Consider the following 15,248-nt stretch of genomic DNA (forward strand, 5'->3'; position numbering starts at 1 on the left):
GTGGCCGTCAAACTGCATCGCTGCGGGGCGACATGGGCCAAGCTGTCGGGCCACCCGTGTTGGCGCGTCCAGAAGGCACTCGACGAGATGGGCGTCCAGTACGAGCTCGTCAAGGAGCCGCTCCTCCGCGGCAGGAGAACAGCGGTCATCGAGGGAACCGGTCAGAAGGCCCTGCCGGCGATCGAGCTCGAGGACGGCACGTGGTACCGCGAACAGTCGGCCGAGATGGCGCAGGCGATCCGGGCGGGGCGCTTCGGCGGGCCCTGAGCGGCGCTACACTTCCCCTCTCGCGGGGCTATAGCTCAGTTGGGAGAGCGCCTGGATCGCACCCAGGAGGTCGGCGGTTCGAGTCCGCCTAGCTCCATTCTCGCGAAACGGCCGCTCGTCGGTGACGATCACGACAATTCACAAGGTGCCTCGGCGCCTACGAGGAATGGCTCGACGAGGTCAGACGCGAATGGAACATGCCCGACCCGCGCGACGACTGAACGCCCTTCGCGCGGTCAGGTCAGGGCGTCGATGTCCGACGCGGCAGCCGTGAGCGCCTCGTCCACCGGGGCACGGCCGGCGAATGCGTCGAGCAGCGCCTCGACCCAGCGCGTCGCGACGGCGAGGTAGTTCGGCGCGGGCGTGACGACGATTTCCGCCTCTTGCTCGACGAGCGTTCGGGCGACGTCGTAGAAGGCACCCCACGACGACGTGTGGGCACGGAACCGCTCGTCGTCCCAGATGCTGCGGCGGGTCGGGTTCATGTTCCCCTCGTACGTCGAGCGGTGCAGGAACTCACGGCCCGTCGCCCACTCGACGAAGTGCCACGCGGCGTCGCGGTCTCTCGCGCGGGTGTTCAGCACGACCGACCAGGTCCAGAGGTTCGGTCTCCGCTCGCCCGTCGGCCCGACCGGCGGCAGCGCGTACGCGATCCTGCCTGCGAGCTGGGAGGTCGCCGGGTCCTCGAAGAAGGCGACGTAGTGGTCCGAGTCGACGATCAGGCCGTAGCGTCCGTTCCCGAAGTCGATCGCCAGCTCATACCAGCGCTGCTCGGGCCACGCCGTCGGGCCGGCGTCACGGAGCCCGGCGAGGAAGTCCTCGGTCGCTCGGACCGATTCGGGTGATGCGATCGCGCAGTGTCCGTCGACGAAGTCGCGGCCGCCGTACGACCAGAACTGCGTCGCGAACCCCGTGTACATCGTGTGCCAGGCGCCGGTGCCCCGCTGCGCGAAGCCGCGCACCGTGCCGCCCGTCCGCTGCACGACCTGGCGCGCCGCCGCGAAGTACTCCTCCCAGGTGCGGGGCGGCTCGACGCCGGCGCGCTCGAGCACATCGGGCACGTAGGCGAGGTTGTACGACTCGCAGTTGACCGGGATCTCGAGCAGGGGGCCGTTCCCCAGCGGGTCGCCGAATCGTCCGCTCCAGCGGTTGCAGCGCAGCAGCGGCTCGACGAAGTCTTCCGCCTCGTACGCGTCGCTCGCACGCTCGAGCAGGTCGTCGAGCGGCTGCACGAAGCCCGAGGCGAGATGCTCCCAGAGGAGCACCGGGCCCGACATGTACACGTCCGCCGCGTCGTCGCCGTCGAGCAGGTGCTCGATGCGGTTCGAGAAGTAGAGGTCGCTGGGGACGATGCGGACGTCCAGCTCGATGCCCGTCCGTTCGACGAACTCGGACGCGTGGCGCTCGACGCTCGCGACGTACGCGTCGGTGTCGGGGCCGAGGAAGCGGACGCTGGTCATCGGTCGGGTGGCGGTCGCTCTCGAGTCAGGGCTACTCGAGTCTGAAGATCTCCTCCAGCGCGGGAGCGCCACCGTCCGGGACGCGCTCCTCGAGCAGTTCCGCCATCGCGTCCTGCCATCTGCCCGAGACCTCCTGCTCGGCCATGAAGCGCGAGGCCGCCTCGAGGTCGTCGGACTCGAAGTAGCCGAACATCTGCGTTCCGTTGCGGAAGATCGTGTAGTTGCGGATTCCTGCGCGACGCAGCGCGTCGAGCATCTCCGGCCAGACCTCCTGGTGGGCCGCGACGTACTCGTCGACGCGGTCGGGCCGCACGCGGAGGACGAATGCGCTGCGCTCCGTCATGCCGTCTCCCGTTCCGTGACTCCGCCGCTCTCGTACGCACTCGTCACTGATGCGACGCCGCGCTCGGCGCTCCGGCTGGCGGCATGGTCGCCGGCGCGGAAGGCCGCGACGGGGTCCGCGGCGACGCCGGCCTGCGCGCGCAGCCGCGCGAGGATCGGCCGCACGTCGGTCTCGAACGCGGCGAGCAGGATCCGGTGGGCACCGAGAACGTCGCCGGCTGCCTGTGCCGCCGCGAGCTCGTCCTCGTCGACCAGCAGCGCCTTCGCGTACGCGGTCTGGATGTTCATGACCGACTGCACCATCGCGTCGATCTTCCCTTCGACGTTGTGCGACTGGTCGATCATGAACGCGACCGTCTCGGCTGCGTCGGCGCGTGCGATCTCGCGCATGATCCGGAACAGCTCGAACGGATCGATCGACCCCACGATCAGGTCGTCGTCGGCGTACTTGCGGTTGTTGAAGTGGAAGCCGCCGAGGAGCCCCTCCGACAGCAGGAGCGCGACGATCTGCTCGACGTTCGTCCCGAGCGGATGATGGCCGGTGTCGACGAGCACCTTGGCGCGCGACCCGAGGCGCCGGCAGACGAGCGACGCTGTCCCCCAGTCGGGGATGTCGGTGCTGTAGAAGCCGGGCTCGAAGAACTTGTACTCGACGAGAAGCGTCATCTCGTCGGGCAGTTCTGCGTAGAGGCGCGCGAGACCCTCGAGCAGCCGTCTGAACCTCGCGCCGAGATCGTCCTGGCCGGGGTAGTTCGTCCCGTCGGGGAGCCAGAGGCTGAGCGTCGTCGAGCCGACCGAGCGCGCGATGGCGACGCACTCGCGGCAGTGGTCGAGCGCCCGTGCGCGAACGCCCGGATCCGGGTTGCAGAGGCTGCCCAGCCGGTACTCGTCCGACCCGAACAGGTTCGGGTTGACGGCCCCGAGGGTGACGCCCTCCGACTCGGCGAACCGTCGCAGGGCGGCGTAGTCGTCGACGGCGTCCCAGGGGATGTGCAGCGCGACTGAGGGACAGCAGCCGGTGAGGCGATTGACGAGCGCCGCGTCGGCGATCCGCTCGTGCACCGTTCGTGCGGCACCCGGCCACGGATAGACGTGGAACCGGGTCCCGGAGTTGCCGTATCCCCACGAGGGGGTCTCGATCTGGAGCGCCGCGAGTCTCGTGAGCACCTCGTGTTCGTCCATGGCGCGAGTCTGCCTGATCCTTCGACGGATTACGAGTGCGCTTTCGATATCTCGCGTTTCGAAACCCGAGCAGAGGTATTGACTTGCACGGACGCGCGTCGTAGTGTCGCGCCATCGACGGCGCAGTCGACCTGAGGAACCTCTCGCAGCCTGAGCGGATGCAGCATGTGCTGCGCCTGCTCGAGACGCGTGATTACGTTCAGGTTACGGAACTTTCGCAGGCGTTTGCTGTTTCCGAGGTGACCGTCCGCGGCGATCTCGGGCAGCTGGCGCGGCAGGGGCTCGTGGCGCGGATCCGGGGCGGCGCCCGGGCGCTCCAGCACGGCCAGTCGGAGGTCGGCTTCGACCTGCGGATGCGCCTCGAGGTCGAGGCCAAGCGCGCGATCGCGCGGGCCGCGGCCGACATGGTGAACGAGGGCGAGGCCGTGGCCCTCGACGCAAGCACCACCGCCTACTACCTCGCGCTCGAGCTGTGCTCCAAGAAGGAGCTCGTCGTCGTCACCAACGGCCTCCTCGTCGCGACGGCGCTCGCGGACGCCCCGGGGATCACGGTGCTCCTCACCGGGGGCGTCCTGCGGCTGTCGGCCATGTCGCTCGTCGGTGACCTCGGCACCGACGTGCTGCGCACGACGCGCATCAACAAGGGCTTTCTCGGAGCGCGCGGGCTCAGCCTGTCGCGCGGCCTCATGGACCTGAACCCCGACGAGGTGCGGATCAAGCAGGAGATGGCCGAGGCCTGCGATCGGGTGTACGGGATCTTCGACGGGACGAAATGGCACCGCAGCGCCCTGCTCGGATTCGTCGGCGTCGAGAAGCTGACCGGGATCGTCACGGATTCGAGCGCACCGGCCTCCGAGGTCGATGCGTGGCGCGCCGCGGGCGTCGAGGTGATCACGGTCGACCCGCGCCCCGGCGGGGCGCCCCCCGTGCGCCCACGCGACCTGCGCCGGACGACGCCGACGGACGAGGCCGCGGCATGAGCAAGGTCGCCGGCCCCGGCACGGGGATCGCCCCGCCGGCGAACCTCTGGGACGCCGCGGCGGCGCGCGAGCTCCGCGACCTCGACGCCCTCGTGTACCGCTCGAACCTGCTCGGCGCCGACCGCTCCGTCGCCAACCAGGGCGGCGGCAACACCTCTGCAAAGGGTCTCGTGGTCGACCACACGGGTCGGCAGCAGCGCGTGCTGTGGGTCAAGGGCTCGGGCACAGATCTCGCGACGATCACCCCCGCCGGATTCGCCGCACTGCGCCTCGACGAGCTCGAGCCACTGCGGTCGCGCGAGGCGATGGACGACGCCTCGATGGTCGACTACCTCCGGCGCTGCGCCCTGGCACCCGATCAGCCGCGACCGTCGATCGAGACGCTGCTGCACGCCTTCGTCGGCGCGGCCCACGTCGACCACACGCATCCCGACGCGGTGATCGCGCTGACGTCGACTCCGAGCGGACGCGCGCTCGCCGACGAGGCATTCGGCAAGGAAGCGGTCTGGCTCGACTACCAGCGGCCGGGCTTCGACATGTCGAGGCGGATCGCGACGCTGCTCGACGAGCATCCGACGGCGCGCGCGGTGCTGCTGGAACGCCACGGCCTCGTGACATGGGGCTCGACGGCCGAGGAGGCCTACGCGAGCACCATCGAGTTCGTCACGAGAGCTGCCGAGGCGGTGGACACCGCCGGAGCCGGCCGGTTCGGCCTCGGCGGCAGGGCGAGCCCGGAGCTCGGGGAGCGCGAGTGCCTCGCCCTCCTGGCGCAGACGCTTCCAGAGCTCCGTGGCTCGCTGCTCGCCGATGTCGACGGCGTGATCCTCGAGATCGACCGCAGCCCCGCCGCCGTCGCGTTCGCCTCGTCGGCACGCGCGGCCGAGGTCAGCCAGGTCGGCGCACCGTGCCCCGACCATCTCATCAACACGAAGCACAAGCCGCTCGCCGTGGCCTTCGACCCCGTCACCGAGGGCGCCGGGGAGCTCGGGGCCGCGCTCCGGCGAGGCGTCGAGGAGTACGGCGCCTGGTACCGCGACTACTACGCGCGAAACCTCGACGACGAGACCCGGCAGTTCCCGATCGATCCGGCCGGCCCGCGGGTCACGCTGATCCCCGGCGTCGGCATCGTCACGAGCGGACTCGACGCCGGCAAGGCGAGGACCACGCGCGACCTCTACCACCGCGCGATCGTCGTGGAGGATGCCGCCGACGCGCTCGGCGGCTTCCGCTCGCTCAGCGAGCAGGAGGCGTTCGCGATCGAGTACTGGCCACTCGAGCGCTACAAGCTCGCGCAGGCACCGCCGCCGAGGCAGCTCTCCGGCCGCATCGCGGTCGTCACGGGCGGCGCGAGCGGCATCGGGCGTGCGACCGCTCGCCTCCTCGGCTCGCGCGGCGCGCATGTCGTCGTCGCCGATCTCAACGGCGACGGGGCCGGCGAGGTCGCGGAGGAACTCGTGGCTGCCAACGGCGCTCGGCGCGCGATCGCCGTCGAGGCCGACGTGACCAGCGAGGACGCCGTGCAGGAGATGATCCGGCGGACCGTGCTCGAGTACGGCGGCGTCGACGTCCTCGTCGCCTCGGCGGGCCTCGCGACGAGCGCCTCGATCACGGAGACGACGCTCGACGACTGGGAGCTGAGCTACGCCGTGCTCGCACGCGGCTACTTCCTGGCCGCACGCGAGACGTTCCGCGTCCTCGTCGCCCAGGGACGCGGAGGGTCGATCGTCTTCGTCGGCTCCAAGAACGCGCTCGTCGCGGGCTCGAATGCCGCGGCGTACTCCTCGGCGAAGGCGGCCGCCCTGCATCTCGGGCGCTGCCTGGCGGAGGAAGGCGGCCCGCACGGCATCCGCGTCAACACCGTCAACCCCGACGCCGTCATCCAGGGCTCGAGCATCTGGTCGTCCGACTGGAAGGCGGAGCGTGCGAGCACGTACGGCGTCAGCGAGGACGAGCTGCAGACCTATTACAAGGGCCGCACGAAGCTCGGCGTGGCGGTGCTGCCGGAGGACGTCGCCGAGGCGATCGCGTTCTTCGTCGGCCCTCGCTCGAACAAATCGACCGGAAATGTCGTCAACGTCGACGGCGGCGTCACCGCCGCGTATCCGCGGTAGTGCGACAGGAGGCGCACACCGTCGCCCGTTCCGTGTCCAAGACTTCCACGCGAAAGGATCGATCCATGCAGAAGCACAGGTGGGCGGTCTTCGCCGCGGCGTTCCTCGTCGCCGGCGTCGCCGTCGCGGCCGCGTTCGCCGGCCCGAACCGCTCGACGGCGGGGAAGACGTTCTACTTCATCCCGAAGGACACGCTCAACCCGTACGAGGTCATCGCAGACCGCGGCGGCAAGATCGCCCTCACGCAACTCGGGGACACGCAGGTCGTCCAGTCGGGCACCGAGGACACGGCGGCCGCGCAGCAGCCGGCCGTCCAGGCTGCCATCCAGGCCCGCGCGGCCGGCATCGTGATCGCGGGCAACGACCCCGACGCGCTCTGCCCGGCCCTCAAGCAGGCCCAGGCGGCAGGCACGCACGTGATCGCGTTCGACTCGGACGTGAGCTGCCGTGAGCTGTTCATCAACCAGGCCGACACCGAGACGATCGGCCGCAGCCAGGTCAAGCTGCTCGCGAAGCTGATGGGCTACAAGGGCGAGTTCGCGATCCTGTCGGCGGCCTCCACGGCGACGAACCAGAACGCCTGGATCAAGTACATGAAGCTCGAGCTGAAGAAGCCCGCCTACAAGAACATGAAGCTGGTCAAGATCTACTACGGCAACGACAATCCGGCGCAGTCGAGGCAGGCGACCGTCGCGATGCTGCAGGCCTATCCGAACCTCAAGGGCATCGAGTCGCCCACCACGGTCGGCATCTCCTCGGCCGCCCAGTACCTCTCCACCTCGAAGAAGTACAAGAAGAAGATCGTCCTGACGGGCCTCGGCCTGCCCAGCCAGATGAAGAAGTACGTCCACGACGGGACCGTCAAGCAGTTCGCCCTCTGGAACCCGGAGGACCTCGGCTACCTCGCCGGGTACGCGATCTCCGCGCTCTCGGACGGCACGATCAAGGGCAAGGTCGGCGAGACGTTCAAGGCCGGCAAGCTCGGCACCTACAAGATCGTCCTCGGCCCCGACAAGCGTCCGCAGGTGATCCTCGGACCGCCGTACGTGTTCGACATCAAGAACGTCGACAAGTTCAAGTTCTAGGCCCGTTCGGGGGCGCCGCGGCCGCGCGGCGCCCCCGGATGAACACTCCGATCGTGACCACGCCAGAATCAGCGCCCCTCATCACGCTCGAGCACGCGCAGAAGAGCTTCGGCGCGGTGCACGCGCTCGAGGACGGCGAGATCGAGCTCTTCGCCGGCGAGGTGCACGGGCTCGTCGGTGAGAACGGCGCGGGCAAGTCGACGCTCGTCAAGATCCTCGCGGGCGTGCACCGGCCGGACGCCGGCCGGCTCCTCATGAACGGCGAGGACGCGATCTTCGACAACGCGAAGCAGTCGCAGGCGGCGGGGATCGCGATCATCTTCCAGGAGCCGACGCTCTTCCCCGACCTGACGGTCGCCGAGAACATCTTCGTCGGCGCGCAGCCGCTCAAGCGGTTCCGCCGTATCGACGGCCGGCGCATGCGACGTGAGGCGGCCGCTCTGTTCGAACAGCTCGGGGTCAGGCTCGACCCCGATCGGCTTGCCCGCGGGCTCTCCATCGCGGACCAGCAGCTCGTCGAGATCGCCAAGGCGTTGACGACGAACGCCCGGGTGATCGTGATGGACGAGCCGACGGCCGCGCTGACGACCAACGAGGTCGACCGGCTGTTCCGAATAGTCGAGACGCTGCGCGCGGGGGGCAATGCAGTGCTGTTCGTCTCGCACCGGCTCGAGGAGATCTTCGGCATCTGCCAGCGCGTCACCGTCATGCGCGACGGCCGTCACGTCTGGACGAAGCCGATCGGCGAGCTGACCGTCCAGTCGGTGATCCGCGCGATGGTCGGCCGCGACATGGACGCGCTCTTCCCCAAGATCGACAGCCAGCCCGGACCCGTCGTGCTGAAGGTCGACCGGCTGACCCGCGAGGGCGACTTCACCGACGTCTCCTTCGTCGTGCGGAGCGGTGAGATCGTCGCGCTCGCCGGCCTCGTCGGCGCGGGGCGGAGCGAGGTGGCGCGCGCGATCTTCGGCATCGACCGGTGGGACGCCGGCTCGGTCGAGATCGACGGAAGGCCGCTGCCGCCGGCATCGCCGACCGCGGCGATGGCGGCCGGGATCGCGCTCGTCCCCGAAGACCGGCGGCAGCAGGGCCTCGTGATGGACTTCTCGATCGAGCGCAACATCGCCCTTGCGTCGCTCGACACCGTTCGCCGTGGAGGCCTGATCCTCCGCGGCTCGGAGCGCAGCTTCGCCCGTGACTGGGCGCTCCGCCTCCGGCTGAAGTACGGCAGGCTCACGAACCCGGTGTGGACGCTCTCGGGCGGCAACCAGCAGAAGACGGTGCTCGCGAAATGGCTGGGCCGCAAGCCGACGCTCCTGATCGTGGACGAGCCGACGCGCGGCATCGACGTCGGCACCAAGGCCGAGGTCCATCGCCTGCTCTCCGAGCTCGCCGCACAGGGCGTGGCGATCCTCATGATCTCGTCCGAGCTGCCCGAGGTGCTCGGCATGGCCGACCGCATCGTCGTCCTGTTCGAGGGGCGCGTCATGCGCGAGTTCGCGCGCGCCGACGCCGACGAGGACGCGATCATGCACGCCGCGACGGGACTGGTCGACGAGGCCGCGTGACGTCGGTCGCCGAAGAGCAGGGCGTTCTCGAGCGGCGCTCGAGCTCGCACGCCGTCGCCGAGTTCCTCGCGCGCTTCCGCGAGCTCGGGATCGTGCTCGCGCTCGTGATCGTCGTCGGGTCGGCGACGATCGACAACCACCTCTTCCTCAGCGCCGCGAACGTCCAGCAGATCCTCGCGGGCTCGGCGATCATCGCCCTGCTCGCGATCGGCGAGACCGTCGTCATCATCACCCGGAACGTCGATCTCTCGATCGGCTCGATCCTCGGGCTCTCCGCCTACGCGACCGGGGTGCTCTACGTCCACCACCCGGGCATCGCGCTCCCGGTCGTCTTCCTCGTCGCGCTCGCGATCGGCACTGCCTGCGGCGTCGTGAACGGCCTGATCGTGACCGTCGCCCGCGTCCCCAGCCTCGTGGTCACGCTCGGGACGCTGTACATCATCCGCGGCATCGACGGCGCGTGGGCGGGCGGCAACCAGGTCAACGCCTCGATGCTCCCCGACAGCTTCAACAAGATCGGCTACGAGACCGTGCTGGGGATCCCGTACCTCGGCTGGGTCGCGATCATCGCCGTCGTCGCCGCCACCTACGCGATGCGCAGCTTCCGCACGGCCCGCGACTTCTACGCGATCGGGTCGGACCCCGACGCGGCGCGCCTCGCCGGGATCCCGGTCGGCTCGCGCGTCTTTCTCGCCTTCGTGCTGAGCGGCGCGATCGCCGGCGTCACGGGCGCGCTGTGGCTCTCGCTGTACGCGTCGGTCGACGCGATCGCCGGCGTCGGCTACGAGTTCCAGGTGATCGCGGCCGTCGTCGTCGGCGGCGTGGCGATCTTCGGTGGCAGTGGCACCGTGCTCGGGGCGGCGCTCGGGGCGCTCCTGCTCTACACGATCAACAGCGCGCTGGTCGTCGTCAACGTCTCCTCGTTCTGGAGCCTGGCGCTCTCCGGGGGGCTGCTCCTCGCGGCGATCGCCTTCGACCGGCTGATCGCGCTGCGCGTCGCGCCCGCGATGCGCACGCGACGGAGGGCCCGTGCCTGACGTCGAGAGCATCGAGACCGGCTCGGAGACCTCCCCCGGTTGGCGGCGGCTCCTCCGCGGCCTGGTCCGCTGGGAGACGCTGCTCGTCGTCCTCCTGCTCGCCTCGATCGCCTACGGGGCGAGTGTCTCGCCGCACTTCCTCGACTCGATCACGCTGTTCTTCATCGGCTTGAACGTGGGCGAGATCGCGATCATCGCGCTGCCGCTCACGCTGATCATCATCACGGGCGAGATCGACCTTTCCGTCGCCTCGATGCTGGGGCTGACGGGACTGTTCATGGCCGAGCTGTTCGACCACGGCTGGCCGATCTGGCCGGCCATCATCGCCGCCGTCCTCCTGGGCGGGGTCCTCGGCGCGTTCAACGGCTTCCTCATCACTCGGCTCGGGCTGCCGTCGCTCGCCGTGACGATCGGCACGCTGACGCTCTATCGCGGCGTCGCGCAGGGGATCCTCCCCACCGACACGATCAGCGGCTTCCCGCAGGGTCTCGCGAACATCGGCGTCGTCCCGATCCCCCACACGCACATCTCGTACTCCGTCCTGATCTTCCTGGTGCTCGCGGTCGTCTTCGGGATCGTCCTCCACGCGACCCCGCTCGGACGTGCGATCTTCGCGATCGGCGCGAACCAGGAAGCGGCGTTCTACTCGGGCATCCGCGTGAAGCGGATCAAGTTCTGGCTGTTCGTGCTCTCGGGGATGGTGTGCGGTCTCGCAGGCGTCCTCTGGACGCTCCGCTTCGCCTCGGCGCGCTACGACTCCGGCATCGGGCTCGAGCTCTTCGTGGTGACGGTCGTCCTCCTCGGCGGGGTCTCGATCTTCGGCGGCCGCGGCACGATTCTCGGCGTTGTTCTCGCGGTCGCCGTCCTCGGCACGCTCCAGACCGCGATGACAGCCGACCTGATTCCGGCGCAGGACCAGAACATCGTCGTCGGCGGGCTGCTCCTCGCCAGCGTGGTCGTCCCGAACCTGGGGGAGATCTACCGGCGCGCCGGCGGTCGCCTCCGCACGGTCGCGGCGCGACGGCAGGCGGCAACCGCCGCGCAGGAGGAGCCGACGTGAGCCGCGGCGCCGCTCCCCGCGTCGCGGTCTTCGGGATCGGGCTCGCGGCGTACTGGCCACAGTTCGACGGGCTGCGCGAGCGGCTCGCGGGGTATCAGGCCGGCATCGAGCGTCGGATCGAGGAGCTCGGCGCCGACGTCGTCACGGCAGGGCTCGTCGACACCCCGCAGGCCGCGCGGGTCGCCGGGGAGACCCTCGCCTCCGCGAGGCCCGAGCTCCTGCTCGTCTATACGGCGACGTACGCGACCTCGTCGCAGGTTCTCCCCGTCGTCCAGGCTGTCGACGCTCCCGTGGTCGTCCTCAATCTGCAACCGACGCGCACGCTCGACTACGAGGCGATGACCACCGCCGAGTGGCTCGCGAACTGCTCCGCCTGCTGCGTCCCGGAGATCGCCGGCGCGCTGACGCGGGCCGGGATCCGCTACCGCACGCTGACGGGGACGCTGCTCGACGGCGACCCGGCCTGGGACGCTCTCGCCGAGTGGCTCGATGCCGCGCGCGCCGTGCACGACCTTCGCGGGGCGCGCATCGGCTTCCTCGGCCACACGTACCCCGGGATGCTCGACATGTACTCCGACTTCACGCAGGTGCATGCGCAGACCGGCGCGCACGTCGAGGTGCTCGAGATCGACGACCTCGTCTCCCGCGTCGAGTCGGCCGACGCCGCAGCCGTCGAGCGCAAGCGCGACGAGATCCGCGAGGTCTTCGACCTGGCAGAAGCAGGATCCGACCCGATCGCCGCGGAGATCACCCCCGAGGTCTTCGACTGGTCGGCCCGTGTCGCGGTCGGGCTCGACCGGCTCGTCGCCGACTTCGAGCTCGACGGGCTCACGTACTACTACCGCGGCGTCGGTGACAACAGCGCCGAGCGCGTGAGCGCGGGGCTGATCGTCGGCAACTCGCTGCTGACGGCGCGAGGCGTCCCCGCCGCGGGCGAGGGCGACCTCAAGACCGACATCGCGATGCTGCTGCTCGACCGGCTCGGCGCGGGCGGCTCCTACACCGAGTTCTACGCCCTCGATTTCGACGAGGGGTTCGTCCTGATGGGCCACGACGGCCCAGCTCATCTCGCGATCGCCGACGGACGACCGGTTGCCCGGGCGCTCGCGCTGTACCACGGGAAGGCGGGGGCCGGGCTCTCCATCGAGACGAACGTCCGTCTCGGGCCGGTCACGATCCTCGGGCTCACTCAGACCGCGGAGGGTCGGTTGAAGCTCCTCGCGGCGGAGGGCGAGTCCATCGCCGGGCCGACCTTCCGCATCGGCAACACGAACTCGCGCATCCGGTTCGCGAGGGATCCCGCCACGTTCTTCGACGACTGGTGCGCGCACGGTCCGACGCACCACGTCGCGCTCGGGATCGGCCATCAGGTCGGACGCCTGAGGAAGGTCGCCGACCTGCTCGGTCTCGAGCTGACCGTCGTCGCATGAGCAGCCCGACCGACTAGTGGCGCCGACACGCGTCGCCGCGGTCGACATGGGCGCGACCTCCGTCCGCGTCGCGGTCGTCGACCTCGACGCCGACCGGCCGGAGGTGGTCATCGCGCACAGGTGGCCGCACGCGCCGGAGCTGCGACCCGACGGCTCGCTCCGATGGCGCTGGAACGAGCTGATCGACAACGTTCGCCTCGGGCTCGACCGCGCGCGCGAGCTCGGGCCGCTGGCCTCGATCGGGATCGACGGCTGGGCCGTCGACTACGGCCTCCTCGGCCCCGACGGGCGGCTGCTGTCGGATCCGCACAGCTATCGAAGCCCGCGGACGCACGAGTGGCGCGCGGTCGCGCGGTCGCTCGGCGAAGCCGAGCTCTACCGGCGGACCGGTATCCAGCTCATCCCGATCAACACCATCTTCCAGCTCGCCGCGCACGACCGCGACGAACTCGCCGAGGCCCACCGGCTCGTCATGCTCCCCGAGCTCGTCGCCTACGAGCTCACGGGCCAGTGGACGGGCGAGCGCTCCAACGCAGGCACCACGGGGCTCCTGGACGTCGCAACCGGCGACTGGGCCGGCGACCTCGTCGCCGCGATCGGCGTCGACCCGGGGATCCTGCCGCAACCCGAGAGCGCGGGACGCAAACTCGGCGAGCACGACGGCACGCCGGTGCATCTCGTGGCGGCGCATGACACCGCGTGCGCGTTCGCGGCGAGCCCCCTGGACACGGAGGGGCGCGCCGTCGTCTCGGCGGGAACGTGGTTCGTCGTCGGCGTGGAGCGCGACACGCCGGACACGTCCGAGGCGTCGCGTCTGGGGAACTTCTCGAACGAGGTCGGGGCCTTCGGCGGCTTCCGCTATCTCAAGAACGTCACGGGGCTCTGGCTCCTCGAGCAGTGCGCCGCCCTCTGGGGCGAGGCCGCGCGGACGCTCCTCGAGCTCGCGGCCGATGTGCTAGACGCTCCGACGTTCGATGTGCGCGACGAGCGCTTCCTCGCCCCGGCCCGCATGGACGAGGAGATCCGCGCGGTCACGGGCATGGATGCTCGCACCCCGCATGCCGTCGTCGCCCGGTCGATCGTCGAGTCGGTGGCCGCCGCCGTCGCGGGGGTTGTCGAGGAGCTCCGCCTGCAGCAGCGGGTCGACGAGCTCGCGGTGGTCGGTGGGGGCGCAGCGTCGCAGCTCGTGCGCGAGCGGCTCGCCGCGCACGCGGGTATGCCGGTGGTCGCGGGGCCGACCGAGGCGACCGCGCTCGGAAACGCGCTCGTGCAGGGCGTCGCACTGGGTCGGTTCGACGATCTCTCAGAGGGCCGCCGGTGGGCGCGCGGCGCGCCGAACCTTGTCGAGTAGAAACGGGCTGCGTGGACGAGCGGCGGCTCGTGCAATACCTGCGTGACGACGTCTCGCGTTCGCTCCGCGGCGGCTCTGCGATCCCGGGGAGCGACGTCGCCGCGCGACGCGCGTGTCCAACGCGCATCGCCGGACGACCTCGCGCGTCGTCATCGCGCGCTCTTCCGATCGAGGTACTGGAGGAGTTCGTGTGCGGCGAGCTCGATCTCCTTGTGCCGCCACTCGGCCGCACGGTAATGGCAGGCGATCAGCCCCATTCGGTGAAGACGGCGGAAGTCGCCGTACACGAACGCATGGCGGGCTTTCGTCTCCTCCGCGGCACCCTCGGTGACGCCGAGGTGCCAGGCCGCGTACTCCTCCCAGGAGTGCGTCTTCAGGAATGCATTCTGCTCGCGCGCCCGCGGCTGAACGTCCTGCCACCGCGAGCGGAGCGCATACTGACGCGCGTCGATCAGCCGCTTCGCGTGCCTTACCGCATCCCTGTTCACCGTGTAGGTCGGCACGCCCGCATTGTCGCCGACCGGCATAGCGCTCGCGCGCGTGTTCACGTACGACAGCGCGGGTGAGGGCCCGGGCGCACATCTGCTACGAAGTCGCCCATGATCGTCGCGCTCCACGTGGCCACGGGCGCCGCCGCCGGCGCTGCGAGTGGATCACGCATCGCGGCGCTCCTCTTGGGGCCGGTGCTCCACCTCGCCGGCGACCGCGTTCCCCACGAGGACTTCCGCTCGCGCCGCCTCGAGATCGGTAGCGGCGTCGCGGGAGTGCTCCTCCTCGCTGCGCGGCGAGGCCCACTCGACCCGGCAACGCTCGGCGGGGCCGCGAGTTCCGCCCCCGACCTCGAGCACGTCCTCCCGTTCCTGCGTCCCGGGGGAAGGAAGGTCTTTCACGACCGTGTCGGCTGGCACCGCGCGGGGCGTTTCCCCGCATACCTGCAACTCCTAATCGCGCTCGCGATTCTCGGCGCACTCATCGCTCCTCGACGCACCAGCCGGCGGTCTCGTGCAACTCCGCGCCGTCCTGCTGGCCGAACACGCGGGCGCCGCTGCAACGGACTTTCGGGGTAGCCACTCGGTCACGGCCGGCTTCACGGCCTTTCCGGGCACGACGACGTCGGCGAGAACCGGGTCATCGAGGGTGCCTCCGGCCGCGACATCAGCATCCTCGCTCTCGAGATCCCACAGGCGGGAGACGATCGTCCGTGCCCTGGACGACCCGCCGACCGGCCTCGAGGAGCCTCGCACCGTGTTGCTGCAGGAGCACATCGCTCGGAAGCGAGAGGGGCTCGTCTAGCGTGATGAAGTCCCCTAGACCAGCGCGCTAACCAGGCTGCGCCTCGCTGGCATCCCTCCTGCTCTTCCCCGGAGTTCGGCTC

General features: G+C 70.2%; 14 protein-coding genes and 1 tRNA gene. 10 read left to right on the top strand and 5 right to left on the bottom strand.

Going from position 1 to position 15,248, the window contains the following annotated elements; genetic code table 11:
• On the top strand, window positions 1–267 hold the full coding sequence (locus VNM44_RS15625; RefSeq protein ID WP_325626957.1) for a glutathione S-transferase N-terminal domain-containing protein: 267 nt from the start codon (window positions 1–3) through the stop codon (window positions 265–267).
• Between the two features lie 24 nt (window positions 268–291).
• A tRNA-Ala gene (locus VNM44_RS15630) sits at window positions 292–364 on the top strand.
• A gap of 139 nt (window positions 365–503) precedes the next feature.
• Here VNM44_RS15630 and VNM44_RS15635 read toward each other — a convergent pair.
• Genes VNM44_RS15635 through rhaI form a run of 3 tightly spaced genes read right to left on the bottom strand, consistent with a single transcriptional unit; the run spans window position 504 to window position 3,251 of the window.
• Window positions 504–1,727, bottom strand: a complete 1,224-nt coding sequence (locus VNM44_RS15635; RefSeq protein WP_325626960.1) for an extracellular solute-binding protein — start codon at window positions 1,725–1,727, stop codon at window positions 504–506.
• 31 nt (window positions 1,728–1,758) lie between these two features.
• Window positions 1,759–2,070 carry an L-rhamnose mutarotase gene (locus VNM44_RS15640; protein WP_325626962.1) on the bottom strand — a complete coding sequence of 104 codons (312 nt, stop codon included), beginning with the start codon at window positions 2,068–2,070 and terminating at the stop codon, window positions 1,759–1,761.
• Window positions 2,067–3,251, bottom strand: a complete 1,185-nt coding sequence (gene rhaI, locus VNM44_RS15645; RefSeq protein WP_325626964.1) for an L-rhamnose isomerase — start codon at window positions 3,249–3,251, stop codon at window positions 2,067–2,069. Before rhaI ends, VNM44_RS15640 begins: the two co-directional genes overlap by 4 nt.
• A gap of 158 nt (window positions 3,252–3,409) precedes the next feature.
• On the opposite strand from rhaI, the gene VNM44_RS15650 reads away from it, so the two are divergent.
• The 8 genes from VNM44_RS15650 to VNM44_RS15685 all read left to right on the top strand — a co-directional run bounded on the left by VNM44_RS15650 (window position 3,410) and on the right by VNM44_RS15685 (window position 13,873).
• On the top strand, window positions 3,410–4,231 hold the full coding sequence (locus VNM44_RS15650; protein ID WP_325626966.1) for a DeoR/GlpR family DNA-binding transcription regulator: 822 nt from the start codon (window positions 3,410–3,412) through the stop codon (window positions 4,229–4,231).
• A complete protein-coding gene (gene rhaD, locus VNM44_RS15655) occupies window positions 4,228–6,342 on the top strand; it encodes a bifunctional rhamnulose-1-phosphate aldolase/short-chain dehydrogenase (RefSeq protein ID WP_325626971.1) in 2,115 nt (704 codons plus the stop codon). Before VNM44_RS15650 ends, rhaD begins: the two co-directional genes overlap by 4 nt.
• 65 nt (window positions 6,343–6,407) lie before the next feature.
• Entirely contained in the window at window positions 6,408–7,427 is a 1,020-nt protein-coding gene (gene rhaS / locus VNM44_RS15660) for a rhamnose ABC transporter substrate-binding protein (RefSeq protein WP_325626972.1), read from the top strand.
• 53 nt (window positions 7,428–7,480) lie between these two features.
• Window positions 7,481–8,995 carry a sugar ABC transporter ATP-binding protein gene (locus tag VNM44_RS15665; protein ID WP_325626974.1) on the top strand — a complete coding sequence of 505 codons (1,515 nt, stop codon included), beginning with the start codon at window positions 7,481–7,483 and terminating at the stop codon, window positions 8,993–8,995.
• Window positions 8,992–10,032 carry an ABC transporter permease gene (locus VNM44_RS15670; protein WP_325626976.1) on the top strand — a complete coding sequence of 347 codons (1,041 nt, stop codon included), beginning with the start codon at window positions 8,992–8,994 and terminating at the stop codon, window positions 10,030–10,032. Before VNM44_RS15665 ends, VNM44_RS15670 begins: the two co-directional genes overlap by 4 nt.
• A complete protein-coding gene (locus VNM44_RS15675) occupies window positions 10,025–11,092 on the top strand; it encodes an ABC transporter permease (protein WP_325626978.1) in 1,068 nt (355 codons plus the stop codon). Before VNM44_RS15670 ends, VNM44_RS15675 begins: the two co-directional genes overlap by 8 nt.
• On the top strand, window positions 11,089–12,522 hold the full coding sequence (locus VNM44_RS15680) for an L-fucose/L-arabinose isomerase family protein (RefSeq protein ID WP_325626980.1): 1,434 nt from the start codon (window positions 11,089–11,091) through the stop codon (window positions 12,520–12,522). Before VNM44_RS15675 ends, VNM44_RS15680 begins: the two co-directional genes overlap by 4 nt.
• A gap of 16 nt (window positions 12,523–12,538) precedes the next feature.
• Window positions 12,539–13,873 (top strand): rhamnulokinase, encoded by a 1,335-nt coding sequence (locus VNM44_RS15685; RefSeq protein ID WP_325626982.1) that lies wholly within the window; start codon window positions 12,539–12,541, stop codon window positions 13,871–13,873.
• Window positions 13,874–14,022: 149 nt separating this feature from the next.
• On the opposite strand, the gene VNM44_RS15690 is transcribed toward VNM44_RS15685, so the two are convergent.
• Complete coding sequence (locus tag VNM44_RS15690) at window positions 14,023–14,376, bottom strand: hypothetical protein (RefSeq protein WP_325626984.1); 354 nt, start codon at window positions 14,374–14,376, stop codon at window positions 14,023–14,025.
• Between the two features lie 150 nt (window positions 14,377–14,526).
• On the bottom strand, window positions 14,527–14,781 hold the full coding sequence (locus VNM44_RS15695; RefSeq protein WP_325626986.1) for a hypothetical protein: 255 nt from the start codon (window positions 14,779–14,781) through the stop codon (window positions 14,527–14,529).
• Window positions 14,782–15,248: the final 467 nt, after the last annotated feature.

Source organism: Gaiella sp. (assembly GCF_035558935.1).
In the GTDB taxonomy this organism is placed as follows: domain Bacteria; phylum Actinomycetota; class Thermoleophilia; order Gaiellales; family Gaiellaceae; genus Gaiella.